Origin of the sequence: Mesorhizobium sp. WSM1497 (genome assembly GCF_001672455.2) — a bacterium.
In the GTDB taxonomy this organism is placed as follows: Bacteria; Pseudomonadota; Alphaproteobacteria; order Rhizobiales; family Rhizobiaceae; genus Mesorhizobium; species Mesorhizobium ciceri.
The window spans coordinates 2,070,718-2,094,318 of sequence record NZ_CP021070.1; the positions used below are offsets into that span (position 1 = coordinate 2,070,718).

25 protein-coding genes are annotated in these 23,601 nt (G+C 64.3%); all 25 read right to left on the reverse strand.

Annotation, left to right across the window (positions count from 1 at the left end; all coding sequences use genetic code 11):
- Nucleotides 1–22 precede the first annotated feature (22 nt).
- The 25 genes from A9K65_RS10105 to flgF all read right to left on the reverse strand — a co-directional run bounded on the left by A9K65_RS10105 (nucleotide 23) and on the right by flgF (nucleotide 23,598).
- The gene (locus A9K65_RS10105; RefSeq protein WP_013529777.1) at nucleotides 23–1,066 is read right to left on the reverse strand and encodes a flagellar hook-associated family protein; all 1,044 of its coding nucleotides are present in this window, start codon (nucleotides 1,064–1,066) and stop codon (nucleotides 23–25) included.
- A 4-nt stretch (nucleotides 1,067–1,070) separates the two neighbouring features.
- Entirely contained in the window at nucleotides 1,071–2,525 is a 1,455-nt protein-coding gene (gene flgK, locus A9K65_RS10110; RefSeq protein ID WP_064995637.1) for a flagellar hook-associated protein FlgK, read from the reverse strand.
- Nucleotides 2,526–2,552: 27 nt separating this feature from the next.
- A complete protein-coding gene (locus A9K65_RS10115; RefSeq protein WP_013529779.1) occupies nucleotides 2,553–3,812 on the reverse strand; it encodes a flagellar hook protein FlgE in 1,260 nt (419 codons plus the stop codon).
- A 79-nt stretch (nucleotides 3,813–3,891) separates the two neighbouring features.
- A complete protein-coding gene (locus tag A9K65_RS10120; protein ID WP_013529780.1) occupies nucleotides 3,892–4,560 on the reverse strand; it encodes a response regulator transcription factor in 669 nt (222 codons plus the stop codon).
- A 223-nt stretch (nucleotides 4,561–4,783) separates the two neighbouring features.
- A complete protein-coding gene (locus tag A9K65_RS10125; protein WP_050596211.1) occupies nucleotides 4,784–5,371 on the reverse strand; it encodes a transglycosylase SLT domain-containing protein in 588 nt (195 codons plus the stop codon).
- The gene (locus tag A9K65_RS10130; RefSeq protein WP_064995638.1) at nucleotides 5,301–6,677 is read right to left on the reverse strand and encodes a flagellar hook-length control protein FliK; all 1,377 of its coding nucleotides are present in this window, start codon (nucleotides 6,675–6,677) and stop codon (nucleotides 5,301–5,303) included. Before A9K65_RS10130 ends, A9K65_RS10125 begins: the two co-directional genes overlap by 71 nt.
- Nucleotides 6,674–8,056 (reverse strand): chemotaxis protein MotC, encoded by a 1,383-nt coding sequence (locus tag A9K65_RS10135; RefSeq protein WP_024502693.1) that lies wholly within the window; start codon nucleotides 8,054–8,056, stop codon nucleotides 6,674–6,676. The genes A9K65_RS10130 and A9K65_RS10135 overlap by 4 nt, the downstream gene beginning before the upstream one ends.
- The gene (locus tag A9K65_RS10140; RefSeq protein WP_013529784.1) at nucleotides 8,053–9,390 is read right to left on the reverse strand and encodes a MotB family protein; all 1,338 of its coding nucleotides are present in this window, start codon (nucleotides 9,388–9,390) and stop codon (nucleotides 8,053–8,055) included. Before A9K65_RS10140 ends, A9K65_RS10135 begins: the two co-directional genes overlap by 4 nt.
- A complete protein-coding gene (locus A9K65_RS10145; RefSeq protein WP_013529785.1) occupies nucleotides 9,387–10,013 on the reverse strand; it encodes a hypothetical protein in 627 nt (208 codons plus the stop codon). The genes A9K65_RS10140 and A9K65_RS10145 overlap by 4 nt, the downstream gene beginning before the upstream one ends.
- Nucleotides 10,014–10,016: 3 nt before the next feature.
- Nucleotides 10,017–11,663, reverse strand: coding sequence for a flagellar basal-body MS-ring/collar protein FliF (gene fliF, locus A9K65_RS10150; protein WP_064995639.1), 1,647 nt, complete (start codon nucleotides 11,661–11,663; stop codon nucleotides 10,017–10,019).
- 135 nt (nucleotides 11,664–11,798) lie between these two features.
- Nucleotides 11,799–12,863: a flagellin gene (locus tag A9K65_RS10155; RefSeq protein WP_013529787.1), complete on the reverse strand. Its 1,065-nt coding sequence runs from the start codon at nucleotides 12,861–12,863 to the stop codon at nucleotides 11,799–11,801.
- Nucleotides 12,864–13,130: 267 nt separating this feature from the next.
- Nucleotides 13,131–14,132, reverse strand: a complete 1,002-nt coding sequence (locus A9K65_RS10160) for a flagellin (RefSeq protein WP_013529788.1) — start codon at nucleotides 14,130–14,132, stop codon at nucleotides 13,131–13,133.
- Nucleotides 14,133–14,332: 200 nt separating this feature from the next.
- Nucleotides 14,333–15,064, reverse strand: a complete 732-nt coding sequence (gene fliP, locus A9K65_RS10165; RefSeq protein WP_013529789.1) for a flagellar type III secretion system pore protein FliP — start codon at nucleotides 15,062–15,064, stop codon at nucleotides 14,333–14,335.
- Complete coding sequence (locus A9K65_RS10170) at nucleotides 15,061–15,555, reverse strand: flagellar basal body-associated FliL family protein (RefSeq protein ID WP_013529790.1); 495 nt, start codon at nucleotides 15,553–15,555, stop codon at nucleotides 15,061–15,063. Before A9K65_RS10170 ends, fliP begins: the two co-directional genes overlap by 4 nt.
- A 17-nt stretch (nucleotides 15,556–15,572) precedes the next feature.
- A complete protein-coding gene (gene flgH / locus A9K65_RS10175; protein ID WP_064995640.1) occupies nucleotides 15,573–16,280 on the reverse strand; it encodes a flagellar basal body L-ring protein FlgH in 708 nt (235 codons plus the stop codon).
- Entirely contained in the window at nucleotides 16,277–16,864 is a 588-nt protein-coding gene (locus tag A9K65_RS10180) for a MotE family protein (RefSeq protein WP_064995641.1), read from the reverse strand. The genes flgH and A9K65_RS10180 overlap by 4 nt, the downstream gene beginning before the upstream one ends.
- Nucleotides 16,865–16,867: 3 nt before the next feature.
- The gene (locus A9K65_RS10185; protein ID WP_013529793.1) at nucleotides 16,868–18,109 is read right to left on the reverse strand and encodes a flagellar basal body P-ring protein FlgI; all 1,242 of its coding nucleotides are present in this window, start codon (nucleotides 18,107–18,109) and stop codon (nucleotides 16,868–16,870) included.
- Nucleotides 18,106–18,633, reverse strand: coding sequence for a flagellar basal body P-ring formation chaperone FlgA (gene flgA, locus A9K65_RS10190; protein WP_064995642.1), 528 nt, complete (start codon nucleotides 18,631–18,633; stop codon nucleotides 18,106–18,108). Before flgA ends, A9K65_RS10185 begins: the two co-directional genes overlap by 4 nt.
- Before the next feature lie 3 nt (nucleotides 18,634–18,636).
- Nucleotides 18,637–19,425, reverse strand: a complete 789-nt coding sequence (gene flgG / locus A9K65_RS10195; RefSeq protein ID WP_013529795.1) for a flagellar basal-body rod protein FlgG — start codon at nucleotides 19,423–19,425, stop codon at nucleotides 18,637–18,639.
- 11 nt (nucleotides 19,426–19,436) lie between these two features.
- Nucleotides 19,437–19,763 carry a flagellar hook-basal body complex protein FliE gene (locus A9K65_RS10200; protein WP_013529796.1) on the reverse strand — a complete coding sequence of 109 codons (327 nt, stop codon included), beginning with the start codon at nucleotides 19,761–19,763 and terminating at the stop codon, nucleotides 19,437–19,439.
- Nucleotides 19,763–20,179 carry a flagellar basal body rod protein FlgC gene (flgC, locus tag A9K65_RS10205; protein ID WP_013529797.1) on the reverse strand — a complete coding sequence of 139 codons (417 nt, stop codon included), beginning with the start codon at nucleotides 20,177–20,179 and terminating at the stop codon, nucleotides 19,763–19,765. Before flgC ends, A9K65_RS10200 begins: the two co-directional genes overlap by 1 nt.
- Nucleotides 20,180–20,181: 2 nt before the next feature.
- The gene (gene flgB, locus A9K65_RS10210; RefSeq protein WP_013529798.1) at nucleotides 20,182–20,562 is read right to left on the reverse strand and encodes a flagellar basal body rod protein FlgB; all 381 of its coding nucleotides are present in this window, start codon (nucleotides 20,560–20,562) and stop codon (nucleotides 20,182–20,184) included.
- Nucleotides 20,563–20,642: 80 nt separating this feature from the next.
- Nucleotides 20,643–21,482, reverse strand: a complete 840-nt coding sequence (locus A9K65_RS10215; RefSeq protein ID WP_064995643.1) for a hypothetical protein — start codon at nucleotides 21,480–21,482, stop codon at nucleotides 20,643–20,645.
- A complete protein-coding gene (gene fliI / locus A9K65_RS10220; RefSeq protein ID WP_013529800.1) occupies nucleotides 21,469–22,872 on the reverse strand; it encodes a flagellar protein export ATPase FliI in 1,404 nt (467 codons plus the stop codon). The genes A9K65_RS10215 and fliI overlap by 14 nt, the downstream gene beginning before the upstream one ends.
- Nucleotides 22,873–22,875: 3 nt before the next feature.
- On the reverse strand, nucleotides 22,876–23,598 hold the full coding sequence (flgF, locus tag A9K65_RS10225; protein ID WP_013529801.1) for a flagellar basal-body rod protein FlgF: 723 nt from the start codon (nucleotides 23,596–23,598) through the stop codon (nucleotides 22,876–22,878).
- Between the last annotated feature and the right edge of the window lie 3 nt (nucleotides 23,599–23,601).

Genomic DNA, 23,601 nt, shown 5'->3' on the forward strand with positions numbered 1-23,601 from the left:
TCTACCGTTCCGTTAAGCGTTGTCAGGTCAGGTAATTCAACAGGCTGAGCTGCTGCAGGCGTGCGGTCAACGCGAAAGACGTTTCGATGTGCTGTGTCAGGTCCGCGACCCGTGTCGCGGCTTCGGCCGGATCGACAGCTTCCAGGTCGAGAATGTGCCGTTCGAAAAGGTCGACCTGCGTTTTCATCCGATCGTTGGCATCGGAAACCCGCTTCTGGACGATGCCGGTCTCGGATTGAAGCTGGCCAATGCCGCTCAGCGCTTCGCCAACCAATGTGGTGGAGCGGCTGACAACCGTATTCTTCGCCGCCTGGCTGATGTTGCTGGACATCAGGCTGCTGACCATGGCTGCCGCCATTGCGAGCTTCTGGATGCCGGCGCTGTTGGCGCTGGTCGACGTCGGTGTGGTTTCGTTGAGTGCGATGCGGCTGACGATCTGCTGGTCGGTGGCGTTCGACCAGTTGCCCTGCCAACCAGCGCCCGTGAACTGCGGGGCGACATCATTGGTGATGAAATCGTCCATCTGGGCAGCCGTGATGTCGGCCGCGAGCGGATCGTCCTGGGTGAAGCCGAAATTGGCGACGAAAGCGGCGTCGAATGCCGCCTTGGCGGGGGAGCCGGCAGCTGTGAAGTCGTTGATTGGCTTGACGTCGGTGTTGGTGCCGGCGAACAGGTATTCGCCATTGACGCTGGTGTTGAGGATCGAGGTCAGCTGCTGGATGGTCGCCTTGCCGGAGGATTGGGTGAGGCTGTTGGACGAGTCGCTTGAGGAGGCGGTGGTCAGGGCGGACAGGAACGTCTGAGCGGCGGTCGAGAGTTGACCAAGCGAGGTCTGCGTCGAGGAGAGCCGGGCGCCGACCAGGCCGTTGGAATCGATGATGACGTTGAGCCGGTCAAGATCGCGCTGGAAAGTGACGGCCTGGGTGGTGCGCCCGCCGAGAGCCAGGCCGACGTCGGCGACCCTGCCCGTCGAGGATTCTTTCGTGGCTTTGACGAGTTCGGCCTGCATGCGCATCTGCTGGGAGCGCATGGCATTGGAGATTGCGGCCGAGGAGACTGAAGTCATGGAATTATCCCACCGCGTTGAGCAAGGCCGTCATCATGTCGTCGACGGTTTTCATCATCCGAGCCGACGCCTGGTAGGTGTGTTCGAGGTCGAGCAGCAGCGACATTTCCTGGTCGACATTGACCCCGGTCGCGTTGGACAGCGCCTCGGCGCTGCGCGACGCCAGCGCTTCCTTGGCGTCGGAGGCGGTCGAAGCCTGCTGGCGCACGCCCTCGAACCAGCCGATCGAACTGGCGGCGTAATCGGACACGCTGGACGTTGCCGAAACCCCGGCGGCGGGGTCGAAAGTCATCGGCTGGTCGAGCCTGTCGCCATAGGCAACCAGAAGGGTGGAATAGGACGCGCCACCGCCCGTGTTGGCGACGTAGGCCGCACCGTTGGCACCGCCGTCGCGCAGCAGCATCGGGTTGCCGCCGGTGCCCGGGTCCATCGCTGCATTGACGCTGATGGACGCGGCAAGGCCGTTGACCAGCGTGCCGGCGGCCGGCACGGCCGGCGCACCAGACCAGGTGAACAGGCCGGCGGCGTTGGCCATCGAGGGTGCGGTCTCGGCAAAGGCTGTGATCAGGCCACGCGCGGTCTCGTCGAGCTGGCTCTGCATGGTCGAGGCGACGTCGTCGCGCAATTGCAGCAGGCCGGCAAGCGTGCCGCTGGCGCTGGTGTTGCCACCGGCTCCCGCCGAGATCGGCACATTGTCGATGTAGACGGCATTGCCGGCGGCACCCGCGGTATAGCCTGCCGACGCCGCGAAGGTGACCGTGCGCGGTATCGTCTCGAACAAGGTCGTGCCGTCGCCGGTGGTGATGACCATGTCATTGTCGCCTCGCGTGAAGGTCGACACCGGGACATAGTTCGAAATCTTCTTCAAAAGCGCATCGCGCTGGTCGAGCGCATCGGAAACGTCGGTGCCGGAACGGGTTCCGGACATGACGGCCGTGTTGGCATCCTGGAATTGGCCGAGCAGCGAGTTCAGGTCGTCGACGGCGGTGGCAATCTGACCGTCGGTCTGGGTGCGGAAATCCTGGACTGCCTTGGAGCCCTCATTGAGCGAGCGCACGACCTGTTTGGCGGCGTCGATGACGGAGGCGCCGAGGTTCTGATTCGACGGCGAGGTGGCGTAGAGTTGCAGCGCCTGCTGCAGGTTGGCGATCGCGGTCGAGGGCGAGGATGCATTGTCGACGCCATTGACCGCAACACCCAACTGATCCATGCCGTTGTAGAGAGCGTTCTGGCCGCTCCAGGCCGACAGCGCGGCGAGATTCTGGCGAAACAGAAGCTCGTTGGCTGCGCGCTGGATATCGACCGAGCGCGCACCCGGCGCCGTGCTGGTGACGACGGCCTGGCGCCGCGAATAGTCCGGGTTGGAGGCGTCGGCGACATTGCGCGAGACAACGCTGGTCTGTCGCGCGGTGTTCATAAGCGCCGACTGGGCGATACTCAATGCGGTAGACAGTGACATGCGGGTCTTTCGCGGGCGACGCCCGTCTTATCTCTTCAGGTTGACAAGGACGTCCATCAGATCGGAACCGGTCTGGAAGACTTTCGAATTGGCGGTGTAGCTGCGCTGTGCCGCGATCATGTTGGTCAGTTCTTCGGCGATATCGACGTTGGAATTCTCGAGCGCGCCGGAGATGATGGAGCCGAGCTTGCCTTCATTGGCAAAGCCGACACGAACCGCGCCGGACTCGGTGCCCTGCGAATAGACGTTGCCAGGCAGCGCCTTGAGCTGGTCCGGGCTCTGTACGTCGGCCAGCGGGATCTTGTAGAGCGGCTTGGTCGAGCCGTCCTTGTACTGGGCGTAGATGGTGCCGTCCTTGCTGATCTGGACCTTGTCGATGGTGCTCGGTGCGTTGCCGTTGACCTGGGCGTCGGAAACCGTGAAGCCGGTGCCAAGCTGGGTCAGCGCCGACAGATCGAGATTGAGGGTGGCGCCGTTCGGCACAGTAAATGAAACGTTGGTGGGCGTGCCGGTGAGCTTGCCGGTGGTGGTGTCGAAGGTCAGGTTGGCCGAGCCCAGCAAGCCGCCGGCGGTGTAGGGGAACGATGTTCCAGCGGTGGCCTTCGACTGATCGAAGACCGCCACCTGCCAGGTGCCGGCGCCGGTGTTGGTGAAATAGACGTCGAGCAGCTTCTTGTTGCCGAGATTGTCGTAGGCGACCATGGAGGATTTCGACGTGTATTGCGCGGTCGCAGCGTTGGCGGCGGGCAGATTGGCGGTCGCGACCGGGGTCGCACCCGCCGGCAGGTTGCCGGCAAAGCTGCCCTCGGTGCTCGGCGTTGCGGTCATGCCCTGGTCGGAGATGACAACCGGGACCAATCCCTCGAAGCCGTTGACCGTCGCTGCCGGTACGCCGTTCTCGTAACTGTAGGCCATCAGCTGGAAGCCGGCCGAGTTGACAAGCCTGCCCTGACCGTCGGGAACGAAAGCGCCGGCTCGGGTCAGATAGGGGGTACCGCTCGGATCCTGAACGACAAAGAAGCCATCGCCGCTGACGGCAAGGTCGGAAACCGAGGTCGTGTACTGAAGCACGCCCGGATCGCTGACCGCCTGACGGATCGTCGTGGTGACGCCGCCGGAATTGTAGGCGCCGCCGGTCGACGGCATGACCAGCGTCGAAAATTCGGCGGAGGACCGCTTGTAACCCGTGGTATCTGAATTGGCGATGTTGTCGGCGACCGTCGACAGGCGGTTTGCCTGCGCGTTCATGCCGGAAACGCCGGTCCGCATCATTCCATAGAGGCTCATCGAAACGTCTCCGCTGTGTCCATGCTGCTGGCTGCGAGGCTACGCATGTTTTCTTGCGCGAGGCTGGCGCGGCGCTGCATCAGAAGACGAGCCGGTAGCCGAGGAAACGCTTGGAATCGATCGGGTCGGTGCCCAGCTTCTCGCGCAGCTTCTTGCGCAGTTTGCTGATGTGGCTCTCCACCACGTTCTCCTCGACCTCTTCGTCGAAGATGCCGTAGATGGCGTTGAAGACCTGGGTCTTGGTGACCCGGCGCCCGCGATTGCTCGCCAGATATTCGAGGATGCGGCGCTCGCGGCGCGGCAGGGGGAGGGGCTGACCGTCGATCTCGGGGTCGCGGCCGTCCATGAAGATGCGCATGGCGCCGATCTCGGTGTAGGCGACGTCTTCCTGGGCGCGGCGGCGGATCGCGGTGATGCGGGCCAGGATCTCACGGATATGGACGGGCTTGCGAATGACGTCATCGACGCCGCTCTCGAACAACCGCAGCGTGTTCTCCAGCGAATGCTGTTCGCTCAGCGCAATCACCGGGGCGCCGGTGCGGTCGCGGATCTGGCGCGGAGAGATGGAACCTTCGCGGCAATCGCCGATGAGGAAGGCCCTGACCGAGCGCAGATCGGTGTCGGCGGCCGAATTCACCCACTCACCGAATTCGCCGGATGCAAAGCCTGCACAGGCGATGCCCTCACGATCGAAAAGTGAATTGTATCCCTCTGTTACGAGCTCGCGCTCGTCAACGATCACAATCATCGGCCCCGCCTTCCGAATCAAATCATTTGCCCCGTGAAGAGAGGCCTATCCGCTGGCGAGAATCCTGAACAACCGTCATTTCTTATAGCTAGTTTCTTGGGAGTCTGGAATCGTATCGGTTGCATTAGCGTGCAGCCAGATACGCATTCGGCGCCAAGTTTTGGCCAGGCCAGAACAACAATTCGGGGTTGTGTGGCAGGTCTATCAGTAATGGGAAATGCGCTTATGGGTTGCAGAATCCGCGGGCGTTCGCGGTCCATTTTCCAAAGCCGGTGGCGACCATGTTGGCAATGACACGGCAGACATAGATCTTCTGCGCCGGGTCATTGTCGGGGCCGGCATGATAGCGGGCCACGGCCATCGACCAGGTCTCGTGACGGGCATGAAGGCTGGCCAGGAAGCGCGCCGCATAGTCGACGTTCTGACGTGGGTCGAGCATGTCCTCGACGCTGCGAAAATGCGATGCGTGGTAGTGGTGATTGATCTGCATGCAGCCCAGATCGATCAGGGTCTTGCCCTCGCGCCGGGCATTGGCGAAGGCGGCAAGGGCCTCGGTCCGGCTCCTGGGAAAGACTGCTTTTCCCTCTATATTCAAAGCGTTGGGTTGAAGGCTGCCCTTGTTGCCGGTCTCCGTCAGGCCAACGGCATAAAGGATGCCGGCGGGAACGCCATAGCGGTCGGCGGCGCGCAGGATTTCCGGCTCGCAAGGGTTGGTCGCGGCTGCGGCAGCTGTTACCGCGCTAGATAAAGATATCGCCGCCAGCGCGCTCGCGAGAAGGCGAAGTGCCGCGGCCGTAGTCCTGCGCGTCATCGTTGCGGTTCCCTGAGGATTGCTGACCCGGTTGCTGGCCGCCGGCTCCACCATTGCCGCCGCCCGAATTCCCCGGTTGAAAGGATGCTGGATCGCGGCCTGTTGCCGCCGCCAACGGAGCGGTTGCATCCGTCCGGGTTGTAGCGGGAACTGCTACCGAAGGTTGCAGTATCGTGACCTTGTCAACCTCGAAGCCGAGCCCTCGCAGCGACTTGACGATGGCCTCGCTGTCGGCCGACAGCCGACGATAGGCATCGTGTGTTTCAGGCTTCAGCTCAATCGAAAGTTGTTCCCCGGAGAGGCGAAGATTGGCCGTCACCATGCCGAGTTCGGCAGGGTGAAGTTCGATCTTCAACACATGTGTCGGAACGGCAACAGAGCTGGCCAGATGGGTGGTCGTGGGTGAGGCTGAAAGCGCCTTTTGCGGCCCTGCGTCGGCGGCTATGGCGTTGATCACATTGAGGGCCGCCTGGCTGATGGGACCCTGCGGCGGCGCGGGGAAGCTCCGTTCCGACACCACGTCGATGCGCGCGGCGGACAGGGACTGTTTTCCCGCTTCGGGACGCATCGAGGACCGCACATCCTCGATGCTCCTCATCGCATTCGTGGTGGGCTTCGACGGCACGCCGGGCACATCGGCAGCCGGCGCGTCCGACAGCTTCCGGGCCGCCGCTGTGACGTCGCGTTTTGGCGCGCTGGAGGCAGCGCTCGGCGACTGACCGTCAAGCGCCGTCAAAGGTCCGTCGACGATCGACGCCTGCTCCGGCTTCGACATGGTTTCGAGTGCTTCGCGTCCGCCCGACGATTTTGAGCGGTAGGTCTTTGGCAGTGCAGCCTGTCCGCCGAGCGCCGGGTCCGACGGATTCTCGCCGGTGGCCGCATTGCCCCCCGCTGCCTTGGCCGCTGTCGAGAAATGCCGCAGGTCATGAAACGCGATCAGCAGCGGCAGGTCGTCCTGAAGCGGCGCGGTATCCGACGCCGTCTGTTCGGCGTCGGCCTTGTGCGCCTTTGCTTCCAAATCGTCCTTGCCGGTTTTCACGCTTGCGCCTTTGGCCGAGGTGGTCCTTCCGGGCTCGGCCGATGCCGGTTCGACCTTGGCGCCATGCCCGGCGAGGCCGGCAGCGAGCTTGCTCCAGCGCCGGTCGCGCGATCCCGCCTCTGTCGACGCCTGCCGTTCCGGGCGGGCATCGTCGCGCAGCATTTTGCCGAAGCCGGCGTCATCGTTTCTGCCGTTCGCGGCAGGCTGCTCCGACGTCGCGCGCGTGGAGGCAAATCCTGGCAAGGCCGAGCCGAGGCTGGTGGTCATTTAGGGGCGGCTCCAAGCATCTGGTCGATCAGGTCGAGCTGTCGACGTGTTCTGGTCATGGCGGCGTCGGTCGGATCGGCGGGCTCCGGACCGGCGGCGGGCGAAGGTGCCGACGCCGGCACGACGGTCGCAGGCTCGGCGGATGTGGCTGCAACTGCCGCCGTGTCCGGCGCATTGGCGGCCGGTCCGCCGGAGGCCGCGGTGGCGGCGGGTTGCTCCGAGATGGCGCCTTCGACCGGTGGCAAGCCACTGTCATCGGCGTTTTGCGGCGTGGCGATCTCGGGAGCCGGAGGTTGCTCGGCCGCGACAGGGGCAGGCTTTTCCGCCGGAAGGGCGGTGGGCGGCGCGACGACCTCGCCGGCAATGGCCTGAGCGGCGTCGAGCAAGGCGCGGTCGCCCTCCGACAGCCGGCTGCGATCGATCTTGCCGAGCTTGGCACGAATGTCCTCGATTGTGCCCGAGGTGACGGTGGAAAGGCTGGCATAGAGGAGGGCGCGTGGATCGTCCTGATTGGTGTTGCCGTCACGGCCCTGCTCGGCCCGCGCCGAAGCGAAGGCCGAAAGGTCGTTCAGGCCGTCTATCGCGGCACGGCGGGCGATGCGCAGATAGATCACCTTCTCGCGCTCGGGATCCATCATCGAGGTGATGTCGCCCAGCTTGTCCTGGCTGATCGACATGTGCAGCGCGATGACGCCGGAGACAAAGGAGTCCGCGAACTGGCTGGCATAGGGCGAATAGAGGTAGCGCTCGACATACTGGGTGGAAGCAAGGGCGAAACGTGCCGCGTCGCCTTGCGCGACTGCAAGGCCGACCGAACGGCGAAGTGCCGCCTCCTCGACCAGCGTGCCGGGGCTGAGCAATCTTGCCTCGTCGAGCAGACCGAGTGCGGTCGCCGGTTGATCGCCGGCAAGCAGCGAGCCTTTGACCAAAGCGAGGAAGGCGCCGAGATCCGGAGGCAGCGCCATGGGATCGATCGGCCTCAAGGCTTCGATAGCCTTGCCGGGCCGGCCGTTGAGGTACTCAATCACGCCTTTGGCGATGGCAAGGCTTTGCGGGTCCGCCGTAGCGCGCGACGTGGCCGCTTCGACGGTCACCGGGTTGCCGCCGCTCATGCCGTAGACAAGCAGGGCCCGAAAATTCTTGGGATCCTTGTAGTCCTCGGCATTCGCCGCGCGCAGGCGCGCATCCGTCATCTCGAGCAGCTTGGCCTGCATCGGCAGGGCGGCATGATCGCCGGCGGCTATGCGGTCCTGGATGAGCTGCAGCGAGCGCACCAGCTGATACGGCTGCAGGGCCTCCTGGGCGAAACCAGTGGACGGGTGTCCGCCGGCCAGCAGCAACAGGCCGATCAACCGGCGGGTGACGGCCGCTCGCTTCATCCGCCGGTCGCCATCAGGATCTCGATGCGGCGGTTCGCGGCCGCCAATGGATCGGCTGCTATTTTCGGCTGGCGGTCCGCGAAACCGGCGACCTCGGTGATGCGGCGTTCGTCGACGCCGCCGCGCACGAGCATGTAGTACGCGGAATGCGCGCGCGCCGTCGACAGCCGCCAATTGTCGTAGCTGTCGCTGCGGAACGGCCGGGCATCGGTGTGGCCGTTGATGCTGATGGTGCCCTTCTGGCTGTTGACGATGCGGCCGATCTTCTCCATCGCCAGCACCAGTTCGCGTCTCGGCAACGCCGAGCCGACCTCGAACATGCCGAAGTCGAGCTGATCGGTGATCGAGATGACGACGCCCTTGTCGGTGGCTTCGACCGAGACGCCGTCGTGCAGCTTGTCGCCAGGCTTGAAAGCATCGGCCAACTGCCGCTTGACGTCGGCCGCTGCCTTCACGGCAGCAGCGGTTGGCGCCTTCTCCCCGATGTCGGGCTGGACGGCCTTTTGCGCCTCAGGCTCAGCCTTCGCTACCGCGGCCTTGGTGCCGTCCGGTTTCGTCTCGCCGGCCAATGCCGTGGCAGGGTTCGCGGCCTGTTTACTAGTCGCGTCCTTTGCCAGTGGCTCGAGCGGTGCCGCGACAGGCGGCACGGCTTTGACTTTGAGCACCTGCGTTTCGGCGGTCTTGTCGCCGGGCTTGGCCGGATCGCCCTCGATCTTGGTGCGCTGGGCGCTGGCCTCGGCGCCGGGCGCCGCGACCTGCTGCGACCAGAAATCCGGCTCGAAAGGATCGCGGTAGGAGGCGCCACCGGAGGCGCCGGTAGCCGGGCCGGCAGCCTGCACGCCGCCATCGCCTTTCTGGCTGACATTCTGCATGACGCCGGTATCTGTGGCGATTTCCGAAAGCACGGCGTAGGGGTCGGCGAAGAGATGGTCGTCGGAGTGTTCCGCCTGCTGTGGCTCCTGCTTGTCCTGCTTGCGCTCGGACGCGCCCGCGCCGGCATTGCCGTTCTGTCCGGCTTTGCTGGTCGCCTCTTGCGGATCGTCGGCCGTCAGTCCCATGGCGCGCGGGCCGTCGCCGAGATCCTCCAGGCCCTTGCGGCTCGAATTGCGGTCGACCAGCTTGACCGGGTTGAAGTAGCTGGCCACGGCTGCCTTGGTCTGCTCGTTGGCGGCGTTGATCAGCCACATGACCAGGAAGAAGCACATCATGGCCGTCATGAAGTCGGCGAAGGCGATCTTCCAGACGCCGCCATGGTGGGCCTCGTCATGGTCGTCATGACTGCGCCGCACGATGATGATCTCGTGGCGGCCCTGATCGGCGTTGGCGACGCTCATGCCAGGACCTCCGAGAGGGTCGTCGACCATTCGGCCATGCGCGTTTCGAACACCGCCTCGTCGATAGCCACGGTCAGGTCGAAGCCTGGCGCCTCGACAAAATCGAGATTGGCGGCGCGGGGTCCGAGCGATGCCTTCAGTGTTTCGAACATCGAGAGCGGGCCGCGCACGACGATGCGCACAGCCTCGGCGTCGCCAACCGCTTCGCGGACGGCGTCTGCCAACGCATCGATCGAACGTTTCTGCAGATCGTCGCTGACGATGCCGCCGATGATGCGGGCGACCGTGCCGGCGACAAGTCCGGTCACGCGCGCCTCCATCGCATCGATGTGCAACGAGACCGCCTTGCCGACATCGTCGCCAAGGCTTTCGAGAAATATCCTTGCTTCCTCAGCACTGGCCTGGCGTTCGGCTTCGAGCGCGGCGTCATGCGCAGCCGCCAGGCGGCCCTCCAGCGCTGCCTCCGCCTGGGCAACCGCCTCGGCGATCAGCGTGCCGATATCGGCTTGCGGCGCCGGCGTCTCGGGCTTGTGTTCGGGATCGACTGCTGCCCGGGGCTGGCCGGCACGCTGCGCGCGCGTGCCGAAATCAGGCAGAAGGTCGAAGAGGGCTACGGAAGGCATGGTTTACACCGCCACTTCCTGGGAAGCCCATTTGCGCAGAATCTGCGCGGTGCGCTCCTCGTTGAGGTCGACCATCCTGGCAAGCCGGTCCTGCGGCGCCGGCCGGATCTTCTGGCGAAGATCGTCGAGCGGAGTGGCGCCTGGGCGTGTGCCTGGCAAGGCGCCAACCGCGGCATTGTCGGTGGCCGCCATTGCCTCCGGCGTCGGCAGCGAGCGCTGGACGTCGTCGAAGCTGGGACCTGCCAGGGCTGGAGCAGCCTTTGCCGTCAGCGCCGCGGCCATCGGCCTCAAGCCGAAGAAGGCCACCAGGAAGACCACGACGATGAAGGCACCTGCATTGATCATCGTGCCGGCATGCTGGCCGATCGAATCGAGCATTCCGGCCTGCGGGATCGCCTCGCCGTCCAGGCCATCGATGAACTCGACCGCCGAGACGTCGATGATGTCGCCGCGCTTTTCATCCAGGCCGGTGGCGGATGTGACCATCTTCTGGATCTCGGCGACGCGCTTGGCGATCTGCTCCGGTGTGGCGTCCTTGCCGAGGATGGTCGTCAGCCGCTGCTGGTTGACGACCACGGCAATCGACATCTTGGTGACGGTGTAGCCGTTGGAGACGGTGGCGATCTTCTTGGAATTGATCTCGTAGTTGGTGATCTCTTCCCTGCGGTCGTTCTGCGAGGAGGATTGCGGGCCATCGGTGGCGGTTGCCTGGGTCTCAGGCAGGTTCTGCTCGACGCTGGCCGGAGTGGAAGCCTGCTTCTGGTTGTTGTTCTCGTTGGCGCGCACCGACTGCACCGAGCGCTCGACGCGGGAATTCGGATCGAAGATGGTCTCTTCCGTCTGGCGGGTGTCGGTGTTGACCTCGGCCTTGACGCTGGCGCGGAAATTGTCGGGGCCGAGATAGGCCGTCAGCGCACGGCGGATGTTGTCTCCGATCTGCGCCTCGACGGTCTGCTCGACGCCGAGCGTGCGGGCGGCGCTGGTGTTGGAAGGGTCGTCGCCCGCAGCCAGCAGATTGCCGCTGGAATCGAGCACCGTCACCTTGTCGGCCGACAGGCCGGGGACGGCGGCGGCGACGAGATGGCGGATCGACATGGCGCTCTTTTCGGCGTCGATGCCGGCGTAGCGGATGACCACGGAGGCGGAAGGCTGCTGCTCGTCACGGCGGAAATTGGCGCGTTCGGACATGACGATGTGGACCCGCGCCGCCTTGATGCCCGATATCGACTGGATGGTGCGGGCGATCTCACCTTCAAGCGCGCGCACGCGGGTGATCTGCTGCATGAACGAGGTGAGGCCGAGCGAGCCGACATTGTCGAACAGTTCGTAGCCGGCATTGGCGCTGGTCGGCAGGCCCTTTTCGGCGAGCAGCATGCGCGCCTGGGCGGTGGTGCCGGCCGGCACCAGAACCGAGGTTCCGTCGGCGCCGACATCGAAGCCGATACCGGCTTCGCCGAGCACCAGGCCGATCTGGTTCACGTCGGCGCGGTCGAGCCCGACATAGAGCGTGTCGTAGGCGGGGCGGTTGAGATAGACCGAGGCGATGCCGATGACGCCCATCACCAGAACGGCGATGCCCGCCAGCATGGCGAGGCGCTTCACGCCAAACCCGCGGAGATTCGAGATGATGCTCTGGATCTGTTCCGGCACGGTTCGACGACTCCCAGCATGATTGTCCGCCGGAACTCTAGTCTTCGAAGCTTGTGCGAAAATGAAATCGGGCCGCGCTTGCGGCGCGGCCCGTCAATCGGAGTGCGAAAAGGAGGGCGCCGGTGGCGCCCGCGATTAGTTCTTGAACAGCGACAGGATCGACTGCGAGGAGCTGTTGGCGATCGACAGTGCCTGGATGCCGAGCTGCTGCTGCACCTGCAGGGCCTGGAGGCGGGTCGATTCCTTGTTCATGTCGGCGTCGACGAGCTGGCCGACGCCGCGGTCGATGGAGTCCATCAGGCTCTGGGTGAAGGTCTTCTGCAGGTCGATCGAGCTCTTGGCCGAACCGATGATGGTGGCGGAATCAGTCAACTGGGCCATGACCTTGTCCATCATGGTGACCATCTGGGTGATGATGCCGTCGGTCACCCCTGGGGCCGTGATGTCGAGGTTGTAGGCGGAAATATTGTTGACCTTGGTGACCGCTCCCGCCGCCGTCTGGCCGGCAGTGTTCGCGGCGATATCCGTTCCTCCGCCCGCGATCACGCCAGCATAGGCGTTGTCATACAGGGTCTGGGCGGCGCCCGTGGAATAGATGGAGGTCTGGCGATCGAGGACGCCCTGGTTCTTGACCTCGGCGGCAAGGCCGTAGTCGAAAAGCTTGGTGCCCTCGACATTGATGTTGATCGTTCCGATCGAGACAGCGCCGGATGAAGAGCGATTGAATGAGGACACGATCTGCGAGTCGGGCTGGACGCCATCATTGGCGGACGTGACCTGCTTGGAGGTCACCGCGAGGAAATTCGAGCCGGAGAAGGTGGCCGCATCGGCAAAGGACTTCATCTGCGTTTGAAGCGCCTTGATCTCGGTCTGGGTCTTCGCCTTGGCGGCATCCGTCTGGCCGACCATGGACAACACCTTGGTCTTGATCTGGCCGATCGTCGTCAGCACGTTGGTGATGCCGGTGTAAGCGGCATCGACTTTCGAGGCGCCGAGGCCGAGTGCATCCTGCACCGTCGACAGGGCCGAATTGTCCGAGCGCATGGTGGTGGCGATCGACCAATAGGCGGCGTTGTCCGAAGCCTGCGAGACCCGATAGCCGGTCGATATGCGGGCCTGTGTCTGTTCGAGCGACTTGTTGGTGGCGCTGAGGCTTTGAAGTGCGGTTAACGCCGAGGCGTTGGTCATGATGCTCGCCAAGAAAGTCGCTCCTTCTCAAAAGCCGACATGCTCAGACATGCCGGATGGGCCTGTTCAACGATTGGCATCGTGCCGGTCGGACCGATTCGCCAACTGTCGTAAGCTATTGGTTAACCATAACTAGCGCGGCATGGTTAACAGCCTGTTAAAAGCTGGCTTTTGAGAGTTAAGGATCGAGGATTGTGCGGGGCTGGAGCAAACGCAAATAGGGCCGCGCTTTTGGCGCGGCCCGAATTTCTAGTGCGAACTGTGGTTGAGCGGAGGCGATCAGCCGCGGAAGAGCGACAGGATCGACTGCGAGGAACCGTTGGCGATCGACAGCGCCTGCACGCCGAGCTGCTGCTGGACCTGCAGGGCCTGCAGACGGGTCGATTCCTTGTTCATGTCGGCATCGACGAGCTGGCCGACGCCGCGGTCGATGGAGTCCATCAGGTCCGAGGTGAAGGTCTTCTGCAGGTCGATACTGCTCTTGGCGGCGCCGAGCGTGGTGGCCGAGTTGGTCATATCGGCGAGCGCGGAGTCGATGACGGTCAGCATCTGCTTGATCTGCGAATCGCTGGCAGCCGTGCCACCCGAGAAGATGGAAAGCGAGGCGGCCGAATAGGTGTCGGTGGCCAGTGCAGCCGCCCCTAGAGCTGTCTGCGTGCCGGAGACCGCTGCGGCCACACTGCCGTCGCTGCCGAGGCGGTACGTGTCAAGGATGCCCTTCGCGAGGCCCGAGGTGGTACCAGCTTCATAGAGCTTGATGCTTTCCACCTTGACGTCGATGGTCGAGATCGAAGATGCGCCGGCCGCGTCACGGTTGAAGGCCGAAAGGATCTTCACATCGGCAGCCGTCGTGGCTGTTGAGCCGCTGTCTACGGACAGCATGTTGGTGCCGGAGAAGGTGGCGCCGTCGGCGTAGGACTTCATCTGCGCCTGAAGAGCGGTGATTTCGGTCTGGGTCTTTTCCTTCGAGGCGTCCGTCTGGCCGTAGGAAGCCAGCAGCTTTGCCTTGATCTGGTTGATGGTGGAGATCGCGCTGTTCATGCCGGTATAGGCGGTGTCGACTTTCGAGGCGCCGAGGCCGAGAGCGTCCGAAACGGTGGACATTGCCTGGTTGTCGGAGCGCATCGTGGTGGCGATCGACCAGTAAGCGGCGTTGTCTGAGGCCTGCGAGACGCGATAACCGGTCGAGATGCGGGCCTGGGTGTCCTGGAGGGATTTGCTGGTGGCGTTAAGGCTCTGCAGAGCCGTCAACGCGGCGGAGTTCGTCATGATGCTGGACATGGTACTCGTACCTTGGTTTTTACAGGTGTTTTTTTGACATACCGGGCCTCCCGGTATGACGGTGCGGCATCATGCCAATGATCTCTGAAATCGATCACCCGCCATCTGCGAGCGAATATGCGGGCAAGTCCCTACCAAAGGGCTAAACCGGACGGTTAATCGAAAATATATTGCTGGAATTTCGAGCCGGCGCGGCAGAGTCAGTTGAAGGAGCGCACCAGGCTGCCGACAAGCAGGTTCCAGCCGTCGATCAGGACGAAGAACAGGATCTTGAACGGCAGCGACACCACCGTGGGCGGCAGCATCATCATGCCCATCGCCATCGTGATGGTGGCGACGATCAGGTCGATGACCAGGAACGGCAGCACGATCAGGAAGCCGATTTCGAAGCCGCGCCGGATCTCCGAGATCATGAAGGCGGGCACCAGGATGCGCAGGTCGACGGTGTCGCGCGAAACGGTCTGGCCGCGCTCGCGGGCGAGATCGGCGAAGAGGTCGAAATCCTTGTCACGCACATTGTGCAGCATGAAGGTGCGGAACGGATCGGAAATCTTGTCGAAGGCTTCGGTCTGGGTGATCTGGTTGTCCATCAGCGGCTTGACGCCGGTGTTCCAGGCCTGATCGAAGGTCGGCGCCATGACATAGAAGGTCATGAACAGCGACAGCGAAATCAGGATGAGGTTTGCCGGTGTCGACTGCAGGCCGATGCCGGCGCGCAGGATCGAGAAGGCGATGACGAAGCGGGTGAAGCTGGTCACCATGATCAGCAGGCCCGGCGCGACCGACAGAACAGTCAGCAGGCCGAACATCTGGATGATGTAGCCGACGGTGGTGCCGTCAGCCTTGCCGATGCCGCCGAGATCGAGCTGCTGAGCCGCCGCGATGGAGGTGGCGGCGGCGATCATGGCGGTGGCGAGAAGGAACTTTCTCATTCGAGCAGCAATGTCCTGATGAGTACCTGTTTGGCGTGACCCTGGCTGCGGATCGCGGCGCGTTCTTCGAGGTCGGCCTTCAGGTGCTGGTAGCCGCTGGCTCCCTCGATCTGATGCATCTTCAAGGTGCGCACCAGGGCCAGGAGATCTTGGTGGATGTCATCCGACATTGCCTGTGGCTGCGGCGCGTCATAGACGACGGACACCTCCATCCTGATCCAGGTGCCGGCAGGCGAGGCGATGTTGGTGGTGATCGGCGCCAGCACGACAAGCATCGGGCCCAGGCCTGGTTGCTCGGCTGCGGCGGGCTGCATGATCTTACCTTCGTTCTCAGGCGCGACCGGTACCGAGGCCGGTGCGCCGACGCCCTTGAGATAACCGCCGGACATCCAACCCACGCCAATGGCGGCCGCCGTCACAAGCAGCAGCATGCCGGCCTGAATGACAGGGGAGGGACCCTTGCGCGGCTGAACCTGTTCAATATTTGCCACGGCGCCCTGCCCCGATCCTAGAACGGAAGAACCTGGTCGAGGATCTGCTGGCCGTAGGCAGGTTGCTGGACCTCGGTGATGCGACCGCGTCCGCCGTAGGAGATGCGGGCCTCGGCGATGCGTTCGTAGGGGATGGTGTTTTCGGCGCCGATATCGGCCGGCCGCACGATGCCGGCGAGCGTCAGCACCCTGAGCTCGGCATTGACGCGCACTTCCTGCGATCCGGTGATCATCAGATTGCCGTTGGGCAGCACATCGGTGACGATCGCCGCGACATTGAGTTCAAGCGTTTCCGAGCGCTTGATCTCGCCGTCAGCCGTCGTGTCGGTGGTGGAGCTGAGAGCCCCGGCGCCCTTGCCGGCGGTGCTCCACTTGTCCCACTGCGCGCTGAGGTCATAACCGAGCTTGCGATTGGCGGTGCGGCTCCTGTCGTTCTGGTTCTTGAAGTTGGCGCGATCGTTGATCTTGATCTTGACCGTCAGGATGTCGCCCTGGGACAGCGCCCGCGGGTCGGTGAACAGCCGGCTCTGGCGGTCGTCCCACAACGAGAATTTCTTGACCGGCGCTGGCGGCGTTTGCGGATATCGATAGAGCGAGCCGGTGCTGCCGCCATCGATGCCGGAGCCGACCGGGGACAGGACCGGCTCTCTGCCGACCTCCTTGAGGTTGGTTCCGCAACCGGACAGCATGGCAACCGCGCACAGGACAAGCATCTTCCGGATCATGACGGATCTACCCTTCGGGCTGCGCTGGCCATAATGCCGGTGAGCGTTGCCGCCGCCTTCTGGTCCATTTCGTTGAGGATGACGCTCGCCTTGCGTGAATCGAGCTTCATCAATATAGCCGCAGCCAGGTCGGCGTTGACGATGGCCAGCCGCTCGGCGGCGGCGTCGGGTTTCATACCGGCGTAGATCTGGACGACGCCGTCCTCGGCCCGGGCCAGGAAAACCTCGCGCCGCTTCAGCCAGGTCTCGTATTCAGCTTTCTTTGCATCAAGAGCTTTCATGCGCTCGTCAATGCCAGCCTGGAGCTGCTTCAGTTCCTGCGCCTGCAGGACATAGCGGCGGTCGCGGGCGGCGTCGGCGATGTTTGAGCAGAAGCGCTCGATCTCGCTTTGGTCCGGCGCCTTTTCCCGTGTCAGTTGCTGCGGCGCCGCCGCCACCTGTGCTCCCGGCAGGACCTGGCGGACCGTCTCCTCGCCGCGCGCGGTGCCGCCGGCAAAGGGCAGAGCCGCGAGAAAAGCGGTCGCAAGCAGGATCGCGGCTTTGTGGTGTCTGTGGTGGCTTGGGAAGGAGCGCTTCATCGGCATCGCCTATTGCAGAACCAGGTCGGCCTGCAGGGCCCCGGCCGACTTGATGCCCTGCAGAATGGCGATGATGCCGTCCGGCTTGACGCCGAGGCGGTTGAGGCCGGAAACGAGGGTCTGGAGATCGGGCCCGTCAAGCACGGCAACGCGGGCGTCGGGCCGGCTGGCGTCGATGGCGGTGAACGGTTCGATCGCGGTCTCGCCCTTGGAGAAGGGTTCGGGCTGGACGACGCGCGGCGCTTCGGTGATGCGCACGGTGAGCGTGCCGTGGCTGATGGCGACCCGTGAGATCTTGACGTCATTGCCGATGACGATGGTGCCGGTGCGCTCGTCGATCACGACACGGGCCGGCGTGTCGGATTCGACCACCAAATTCTCGATTTCGGCATAGAAGCGCGCCGCCGAGACACCCTTCGGCCTTCTGATCTGGACGGTGCGCGAATCGCGCTCGGCCGCCACCCGCATGCCGAAGCGCTGGCCGGTGTAGTCGTTGATGGCGTCCGCGATGCGGATAGCGGTCGAGAAATCGGGATTGCGCAGCTGCAGCGTCAGGATCGCCTGATCGTCGAATTCGGCTTGGACGGCACGCTCGACGATGGCGCCGTTGGGCACGCGGCCGGCGGTCGGCACGCCTTGCGTCAGCTGCTCGGCCTGTCCCTGCGCGGTAAAGCCGGACACGATGACCGAGCCCTGGCCGACGGCATAGATTTCGCCGTCCGCCGCCTTCAGCGGCGTCATGATCAGCGTGCCGCCGGAAAGCGAGGTCGCGTCGCCCATCGAGGAGACGTCGATGTCGATGCGGGCGCCCGACTGCACGTAGGGCGGCATGTTGGCGGTGACGATGACGGCGGCGACATTCTTGGCGCGCGCGCTGCCGCCTTCGGTGGCGATGCCGAGGTTTTCGAGCATCGCGCGGATCGACTGTTCGGTGAATGGCGAGTTGCGCAGGCTGTCGCCCGATCCGGCAAGGCCGATGACCAGGCCGTAGCCGACGAGCTGATTGTCGCGCGAACTCTGCAGCTGGGCGATGTCCTTGATACGCGAGGCGACCTGGCCCGGCGGCAGCGAACTCGGCCCGGTCGAAACCCGGAACATGCGGCTTGTGGTGGCCGGATCATATTCGGGATCGTTGTAGACGCCGCCATTCTTGGCGGCGAGCTCGCGCTTGGCCTTCGGCGTCAGGCCGTCGGCCAGCGCCGGCTGCAGGCCAAGCACGGCTGCCAGGATCAAGGTAAGCCCGCGCATCATGAAGCGCTGACCTGGATGGTTCCATCCGCCATCACCGTGCCGGACAGGATTTTGCCGCTGTCGATGTTGCGAACCTTGACGAGGTCGCCCGCGGCTCCTGGCTGCAGCGTCACGGCGGTCGCCGAGATCGTCAGGCCGCCGGCGATGAAGAAGATCTGCACGGAGGCACCCTGTTCGACCAGCCAGGCCTCGCGGATGGCGGCGGAGGGAATGTAGCGGCCGGGCAGCAAGGTGCGCTTGGCGACCTTGCCATCCAGTTCTTCGGCCCGTGTGGCGACCGCCTCCGGCTTGTGCTTGCCGACGATAAGGGTGACCTGTTTCAGGGCAGCCAGGTTGATGGTCTCGCCGGGATAGATAACCCGGCTCGGAATAAGCACCACCTCGCCGCCAGCTTGATTGCTGGCGATCCGGGTGGCCGACTGGTTGGCCGATTCCTGGGCAAAAGCCGGCATCGTGCCGGTCACCAGCGCAAGGACGAGCGCGGCGCGGCGGAATGCAGACAGGAGGCCGGGCGTCGACATCATGCGTTACCTGATGTTCTTGGAGACCACGGAGGCCATGTCGTCGGCGGCCTGGATGACCTTGGAGTTCATCTCATAGGCGCGCTGCGCCGAGATCAGCTCGGTGATTTCCTTGACCGGGTCGACGTTGGAGGCTTCGAGATAGCCCTGCTGGATGGTGGCAAAACCGGGATCGCCAGGCACGCCGACGTTCGCCGGCCCCGAAGCCGTGGTTTCCTGGAACAGATTGTCGCCGAGCGGCGCCAGGCCGGCCTCGTTGGCGAAATTGGCGATCTGAAGCTGACCGAGGTTCTGCAGGTCGGTCTGGCCGTCGATGCGGGCGAAGACCTGGCCGGTCTTGTTGACGATGACCTCGACGGCGTCCACAGGAACATTGATTGCCGGAATGACCGCAGCGCCGTCGACCGTCACCAACTGGCCGGTGGCGTTGGTGTTGAGAGCGCCGGCGCGGCTGTAGAGCGTGCCGCCGTCGGCACCCTCGATCTGGAACCAGCCCCTGCCGGTCAGCGCCAGGTCGAAACTGTTGCCGGTGCTGGTCAGTTCGCCCTGGGTGTGCACGTTGCGCACCGCCGTCGTCTTGACGCCGAGGCCGATCGAGACGCCCTCCGGCACCAGCGAGGCGTTGGAGCGGTTGGGCACGCCTTGCGTGCGGTCGACCTGATAGAGCAGGTCGGAGAATTCGGCACGGGCGCGCTTGTAGCCGGTGGTGTTGATGTTGGCGATGTTGTTGGCGATGACTTCCAGATTTGTCTGCTGGGCATTCATGCCGGTGGCGGCGATGGCGAGTGCTTTCATGGCGGAATTCCTCAGATGCCCATTCGACTGACTTCGAGATAGGCGGAGACCACCTTGTCGCGTATCGCGACTGCGGTCTGAAGCGCCTGCTGCGCGCTCATCACGGCGTCGACCACCTGGCGGGTGTCGGCATCGCCCTTGAGCGCCTGCATCGATACCTGCTCGGCATTCTGCATCGTGTCGACGGTCTTGGAGGCTGCCTGGCTCAGCGCCTCGGCAAAGGAGGTGCCGACATTGCCACCGGCCGACGGTGTCGCGCCGCCCTGGAGCAGGCTTGTCGCCGCGTCATCGCCGCCGATCGACGGCTTGAACTGAAGGGCTCCGATACCGCTGATCATTACTGGTTCCTCATCAGGTCGATGGTCATGGAAATCAGGTCGCGGGCCTGCTTGACCACCTGAAGGTTGGCCTCGTAGGAGCGATTGGCCTCGGTCATGTCAGCCATTTCGATCAGCACGTTGACGTTGGGCATCTTGACGTAGCCCTTCTCGTCGGCGGCCTCGTTGCCGGGCTGGAACTCGACTGGAAAGTCACTGGGATCTCGATCGATCGAGTTCACTGCAACCGTTGAACTGCCGGAGGCCCGGTCGAGCTCGGAGACGAAGCTGATGGTCTTGCGGCGATAAGGGTCGGAGCCGGGCGCGGTGCCCGTCGACTGGGCGTTGGCGAGGTTTTCGGAAACCACGCGCAGGCGTTCCGACTGGGCGCCGAGGCCGGATGCTGCGACTTTGAGGGCTGCGGTCAGTGCGTCCATGGTCAGCTCTTCACCGCCATCATCATCATCGAATGGAACGCCTTGACGATCGCCGTGTTGAGCTCGAAGGAACGGCGCACCTCGCCGGCCTTCAGCAACTGGTCTTCCAGCACGACCGAGTTCTTGGACGGCATGACAACGCCGTCATCTTCCTGCGGCTTGATGGTGAAGCCGGCATTGGTCGCTGCATTGCCGAGATGGCCGGCCTGGGTGGCCTGCAGCGATACGGCGGCGCGGTCGAGCACCTTTTCAAATGGCTCGACGTCGTTTGCCGTATAGCCTGGCGTGTTGGCATTGGCGATGTTGCCGGCGACGGCCGACTGGCGCACGGCCAGCCATTGCGCTTGCTTGGCGGCGAGGTCGAAAAGGGAAACGGGCTCCATGGGAATCTCCGAGCAGGTACCCAGAGACTAGGCCGCCAGTCTTGCGCGGGCCTTGCGGATGGCCGGAAGCCGGAGATCGTTTATCGGGACAGTTCGATCACCTGGTCGGCACTGGTGACCATGACCCATTTGCCGTTGCGCTGCTCGATGGAGGATACCTTGCTGGAATCCGGCAGTATCGAGCCGCGCTGGACCATCCAGAGGCCAGCGTCGTCCTGGATCATGGCGCGGCCGTTGGCGACATGAACCATGCGGAATTTCGCCGCGTCGGCCGGAAACGGTTGCTCGTCGGATGCGGCTGCGGGATCGGCATCATCCCGCACCGTCCCCGTGGCAAGAAGATCGAGATTGGCCGCGGGAACGTCCTTTGCCGTCAGCGGCGCGCTGCGTTCGGCGACCACGCCGCCGCCCGCTCGCCCGGAATTAGAGCCTGTGCCGCCGAACTTCATCGCCTGGACGCCAAACTGGTCCTGGTTGAAGAAGATATACCAGGGGAACAGGGCGCAGATCAGGCCGAGCGCGATGCCGAGCGCGGCAATGACGAAATCGCTGCGTCGGTCGGACTTCCTCTCCAGTCGGGGAAACGGCGCCTTTGGCGGCTGCGGCCATTCGGTGCGCGGGAACAGGCCGTCGATCAGCGATTCCCGGCTGGCCTGCGTCATCTCGGCAGCCACCGCCTGGGGAGCCCGGGACAGAGCGGGTTCGACGGGCCTGGCCAGATCAGGATCGGCTTTGCCAGCCCGTGGCAGGATTGGCTTGACGGCTCTGGCCAGAACGGCCTCGGCTTTGGCCGCGATGGCACGGGCGGCCTTTGCCTTGGCAGTTCTCGCCGTGTCAGCCTCTGCCTGCTGCGCGGCATTGGCCTCGGCGATCATGTCGCGCAGGATGCGCTCGGTGTATTCGCGTTCAGTCTCCGGCATCGGCGTTCAGCTTGCTCTTGAGGTGGCGGGCGAGATCGGAGAACGGGTCGGCTGAGGGGCGATCCTTCGGCCCTTGCGTCAGCGCTTCATAGATCAGCGGCACCTGGCGCACGGCGATGTCGAGTTCGGCATCGACGCCGCCCTGATAGGCCCCGAGCAAGCGGATATCGCGTGTGTCCTCGAAGCGCGAGATCATCGACTTCAGCCTTGTCACCAGCGCGCGCTGTTCGACGCTCCAGGCCTTTCCGGCCAACCGCGATATGGACGACAGCGGATTGACGGGGGGATAGCGACCCTGTTCGGCGATCGTGCGGTCGAGCACGACATGGCCGTCGAGGATGCCGCGCACGGAATCGGCGACCGGGTCGTTGTGATCGTCGCCGTCGACCAGTACGGAAATGATGGCGGTGATCGATCCCTTGCCTTCCGTACCCGGCCCGGCGCGTTCGAGCAGCTTGGGCAATTCGGTGAACACCGAGGCCGGATAACCGCGGGCGACCGGCGGCTCGCCGGTTCCCGTCGCCACCTCACGCAAGGCATGAGCGAAGCGGGTGATCGAATCCAGCACCAGCAAAACGCGATGCCCCTGGTCGCGAAAATGCTCGGCGACGCGCATGGCGGTGTCCGGCGCACGCCGGCGCATCATGGCGCTTTCGTCGCTGGTGGCGACGACGGCGATGGTCTTGGCCATGCTGTCGCCGATCGTGTCCTCGAGGAATTCACGGACTTCCCGGCCGCGTTCGCCGATGAGCGCCACCACGACGGTATCGAATGCGTCGGCTCCGGCGAGCATGGCGAGCAGCGTCGACTTGCCGACGCCGGAGCCGGCAAAGATGCCGAGGCGCTGGCCGAAGCAGAGCGGCGTGAAGATATCGATGACCTTGACGCCGGTCATGAAGGCAGTGCCGACGCGTTGCCGCGCCATGGCGCCCGGCGTCGTCTGGGCGCCGCGCGATGTGTCGTCTCCCCGGGCGAGCGGCGGGCCGCCATCGATCGCCCTGGTGAGTGCGTCGATGGTGCGGCCGCGCCATGAGGCATGCGGTGCCACCACAAGCGGACCGCGGCGGAACACGGCATCACCGATGCCGGAATCGGCGCTGCGTTCGAAGGGTGCCACGACGGCCTCGTCGCGGCCGATCTTGACGATCTCGCCGCGGCGCGCACCGGCATGGCCGGGCTGCTCGACGATGTCACCCAGCCTGGCGAAGCTGGAAAGGCCGTGCACCTTGTAGTGCGTGGGCGTGACTTCGATGACGCGGCCGCCGCGCTTGAGCAGTGCCTCGGCGTCGGCGAAACGCCGCCAGACCCGTTCCAGGGCGGCAAGCCGGTCTTCCGGTGCCGGCTGGAGTTGTCTTTCGAGTGCCCGCAGGGATGGCTGGTCGAGCGACATGGACTATTTCGAGCCGAGCGTCTTGATCGCCTCGTCGGTGGACGAGTCGGTCTGGCGCATCAGGGCGGCGGTGTTCTCGAAGGCGCGCTGGACCATGATCAGCCTGGTGATCTCCAGCACCGGATTGACATTGGACTCTTCGAGAAAACCTTGGGCAACGCCGATATCGGAGCGATCGGTGACAGGCTCCGGGGTGCGTGCCGGAACAATGCCGGAATTGCCATAGCGGACGAAGTTCGCGCCTGGATCGAAATTGTAGAGGCCGATCGATCCGACAAGCTGATCGTTCTGGCGCAACGAACCATCGGCCCCGGCCTTGGGCGGACCGTTGCGGGGGTCAAGCTGGATCGGCGAGCCGCCGGCATCGAGCACCGGGTGGCCTTCGATCGACATCAGTTCGCCGTTCTCGTTCATCGAAAAACGGCCGTCGCGGGTCATGACGGTGCCGACCGGCGTCTCTATAGCGAACCAGGCATCGCCCTGGATGGCGAAATCGAAGGGATTTCCGGTCTCGCTCAAGGCACCGTGGGCGCCGGAAAGGTAGGTCTTGCCCGGGGAGGCGAATGACACCGATTTCTGCCCGGTGCCAGAGACGACGTCCTCGAACTTCACGCCGGTGGCGCGAAAGCCGATCGTGGAGGCGTTGGCGACGTTGTCGGCGATGGTGTCGAGGCGCCGCTCGAGCGCGATCTGCGATGAAAGAGCGACGTACAGGCTGTCCCGCATGAT

Bases quoted from the DNA above. Each gene is read 5' to 3' on its own strand.
- A9K65_RS10120 (WP_013529780.1), bottom strand. From the start codon at position 4,560: ATGATTGTGATCGTTGACGAGCGCGAGCTCGTAACAGAGGGATACAAT.
- fliP (WP_013529789.1), bottom strand. From the start codon at position 15,064: ATGAGAAAGTTCCTTCTCGCCACCGCCATGATCGCCGCCGCCACCTCC.
- A9K65_RS10130 (WP_064995638.1), bottom strand. From the start codon at position 6,677: ATGACCACCAGCCTCGGCTCGGCCTTGCCAGGATTTGCCTCCACGCGC.
- fliI (WP_013529800.1), bottom strand. From the start codon at position 22,872: ATGTCGCTCGACCAGCCATCCCTGCGGGCACTCGAAAGACAACTCCAG.
- A9K65_RS10125 (WP_050596211.1), bottom strand. From the start codon at position 5,371: ATGACGCGCAGGACTACGGCCGCGGCACTTCGCCTTCTCGCGAGCGCG.
- A9K65_RS10105 (WP_013529777.1), bottom strand. From the start codon at position 1,066: ATGACTTCAGTCTCCTCGGCCGCAATCTCCAATGCCATGCGCTCCCAG.
- flgA (WP_064995642.1), bottom strand. From the start codon at position 18,633: ATGATGTCGACGCCCGGCCTCCTGTCTGCATTCCGCCGCGCCGCGCTC.
- flgG (WP_013529795.1), bottom strand. From the start codon at position 19,425: ATGAAAGCACTCGCCATCGCCGCCACCGGCATGAATGCCCAGCAGACA.
- flgH (WP_064995640.1), bottom strand. From the start codon at position 16,280: ATGATCCGGAAGATGCTTGTCCTGTGCGCGGTTGCCATGCTGTCCGGT.
- A9K65_RS10185 (WP_013529793.1), bottom strand. From the start codon at position 18,109: ATGATGCGCGGGCTTACCTTGATCCTGGCAGCCGTGCTTGGCCTGCAG.
- A9K65_RS10140 (WP_013529784.1), bottom strand. From the start codon at position 9,390: ATGAGCGTCGCCAACGCCGATCAGGGCCGCCACGAGATCATCATCGTG.
- flgC (WP_013529797.1), bottom strand. From the start codon at position 20,179: ATGGACGCACTGACCGCAGCCCTCAAAGTCGCAGCATCCGGCCTCGGC.
- A9K65_RS10115 (WP_013529779.1), bottom strand. From the start codon at position 3,812: ATGAGCCTCTATGGAATGATGCGGACCGGCGTTTCCGGCATGAACGCG.
- A9K65_RS10200 (WP_013529796.1), bottom strand. From the start codon at position 19,763: ATGATCAGCGGTATCGGAGCCCTTCAGTTCAAGCCGTCGATCGGCGGC.
- A9K65_RS10180 (WP_064995641.1), bottom strand. From the start codon at position 16,864: ATGCCGATGAAGCGCTCCTTCCCAAGCCACCACAGACACCACAAAGCC.
- flgB (WP_013529798.1), bottom strand. From the start codon at position 20,562: ATGGAGCCCGTTTCCCTTTTCGACCTCGCCGCCAAGCAAGCGCAATGG.
- A9K65_RS10215 (WP_064995643.1), bottom strand. From the start codon at position 21,482: ATGCCGGAGACTGAACGCGAATACACCGAGCGCATCCTGCGCGACATG.
- flgF (WP_013529801.1), bottom strand. From the start codon at position 23,598: ATGCGGGACAGCCTGTACGTCGCTCTTTCATCGCAGATCGCGCTCGAG.
- flgK (WP_064995637.1), bottom strand. From the start codon at position 2,525: ATGTCACTGTCTACCGCATTGAGTATCGCCCAGTCGGCGCTTATGAAC.
- A9K65_RS10135 (WP_024502693.1), bottom strand. From the start codon at position 8,056: ATGAAGCGAGCGGCCGTCACCCGCCGGTTGATCGGCCTGTTGCTGCTG.
- A9K65_RS10145 (WP_013529785.1), bottom strand. From the start codon at position 10,013: ATGCCTTCCGTAGCCCTCTTCGACCTTCTGCCTGATTTCGGCACGCGC.
- A9K65_RS10160 (WP_013529788.1), bottom strand. From the start codon at position 14,132: ATGTCCAGCATCATGACGAACTCCGCCGCGTTGACGGCTCTGCAGAGC.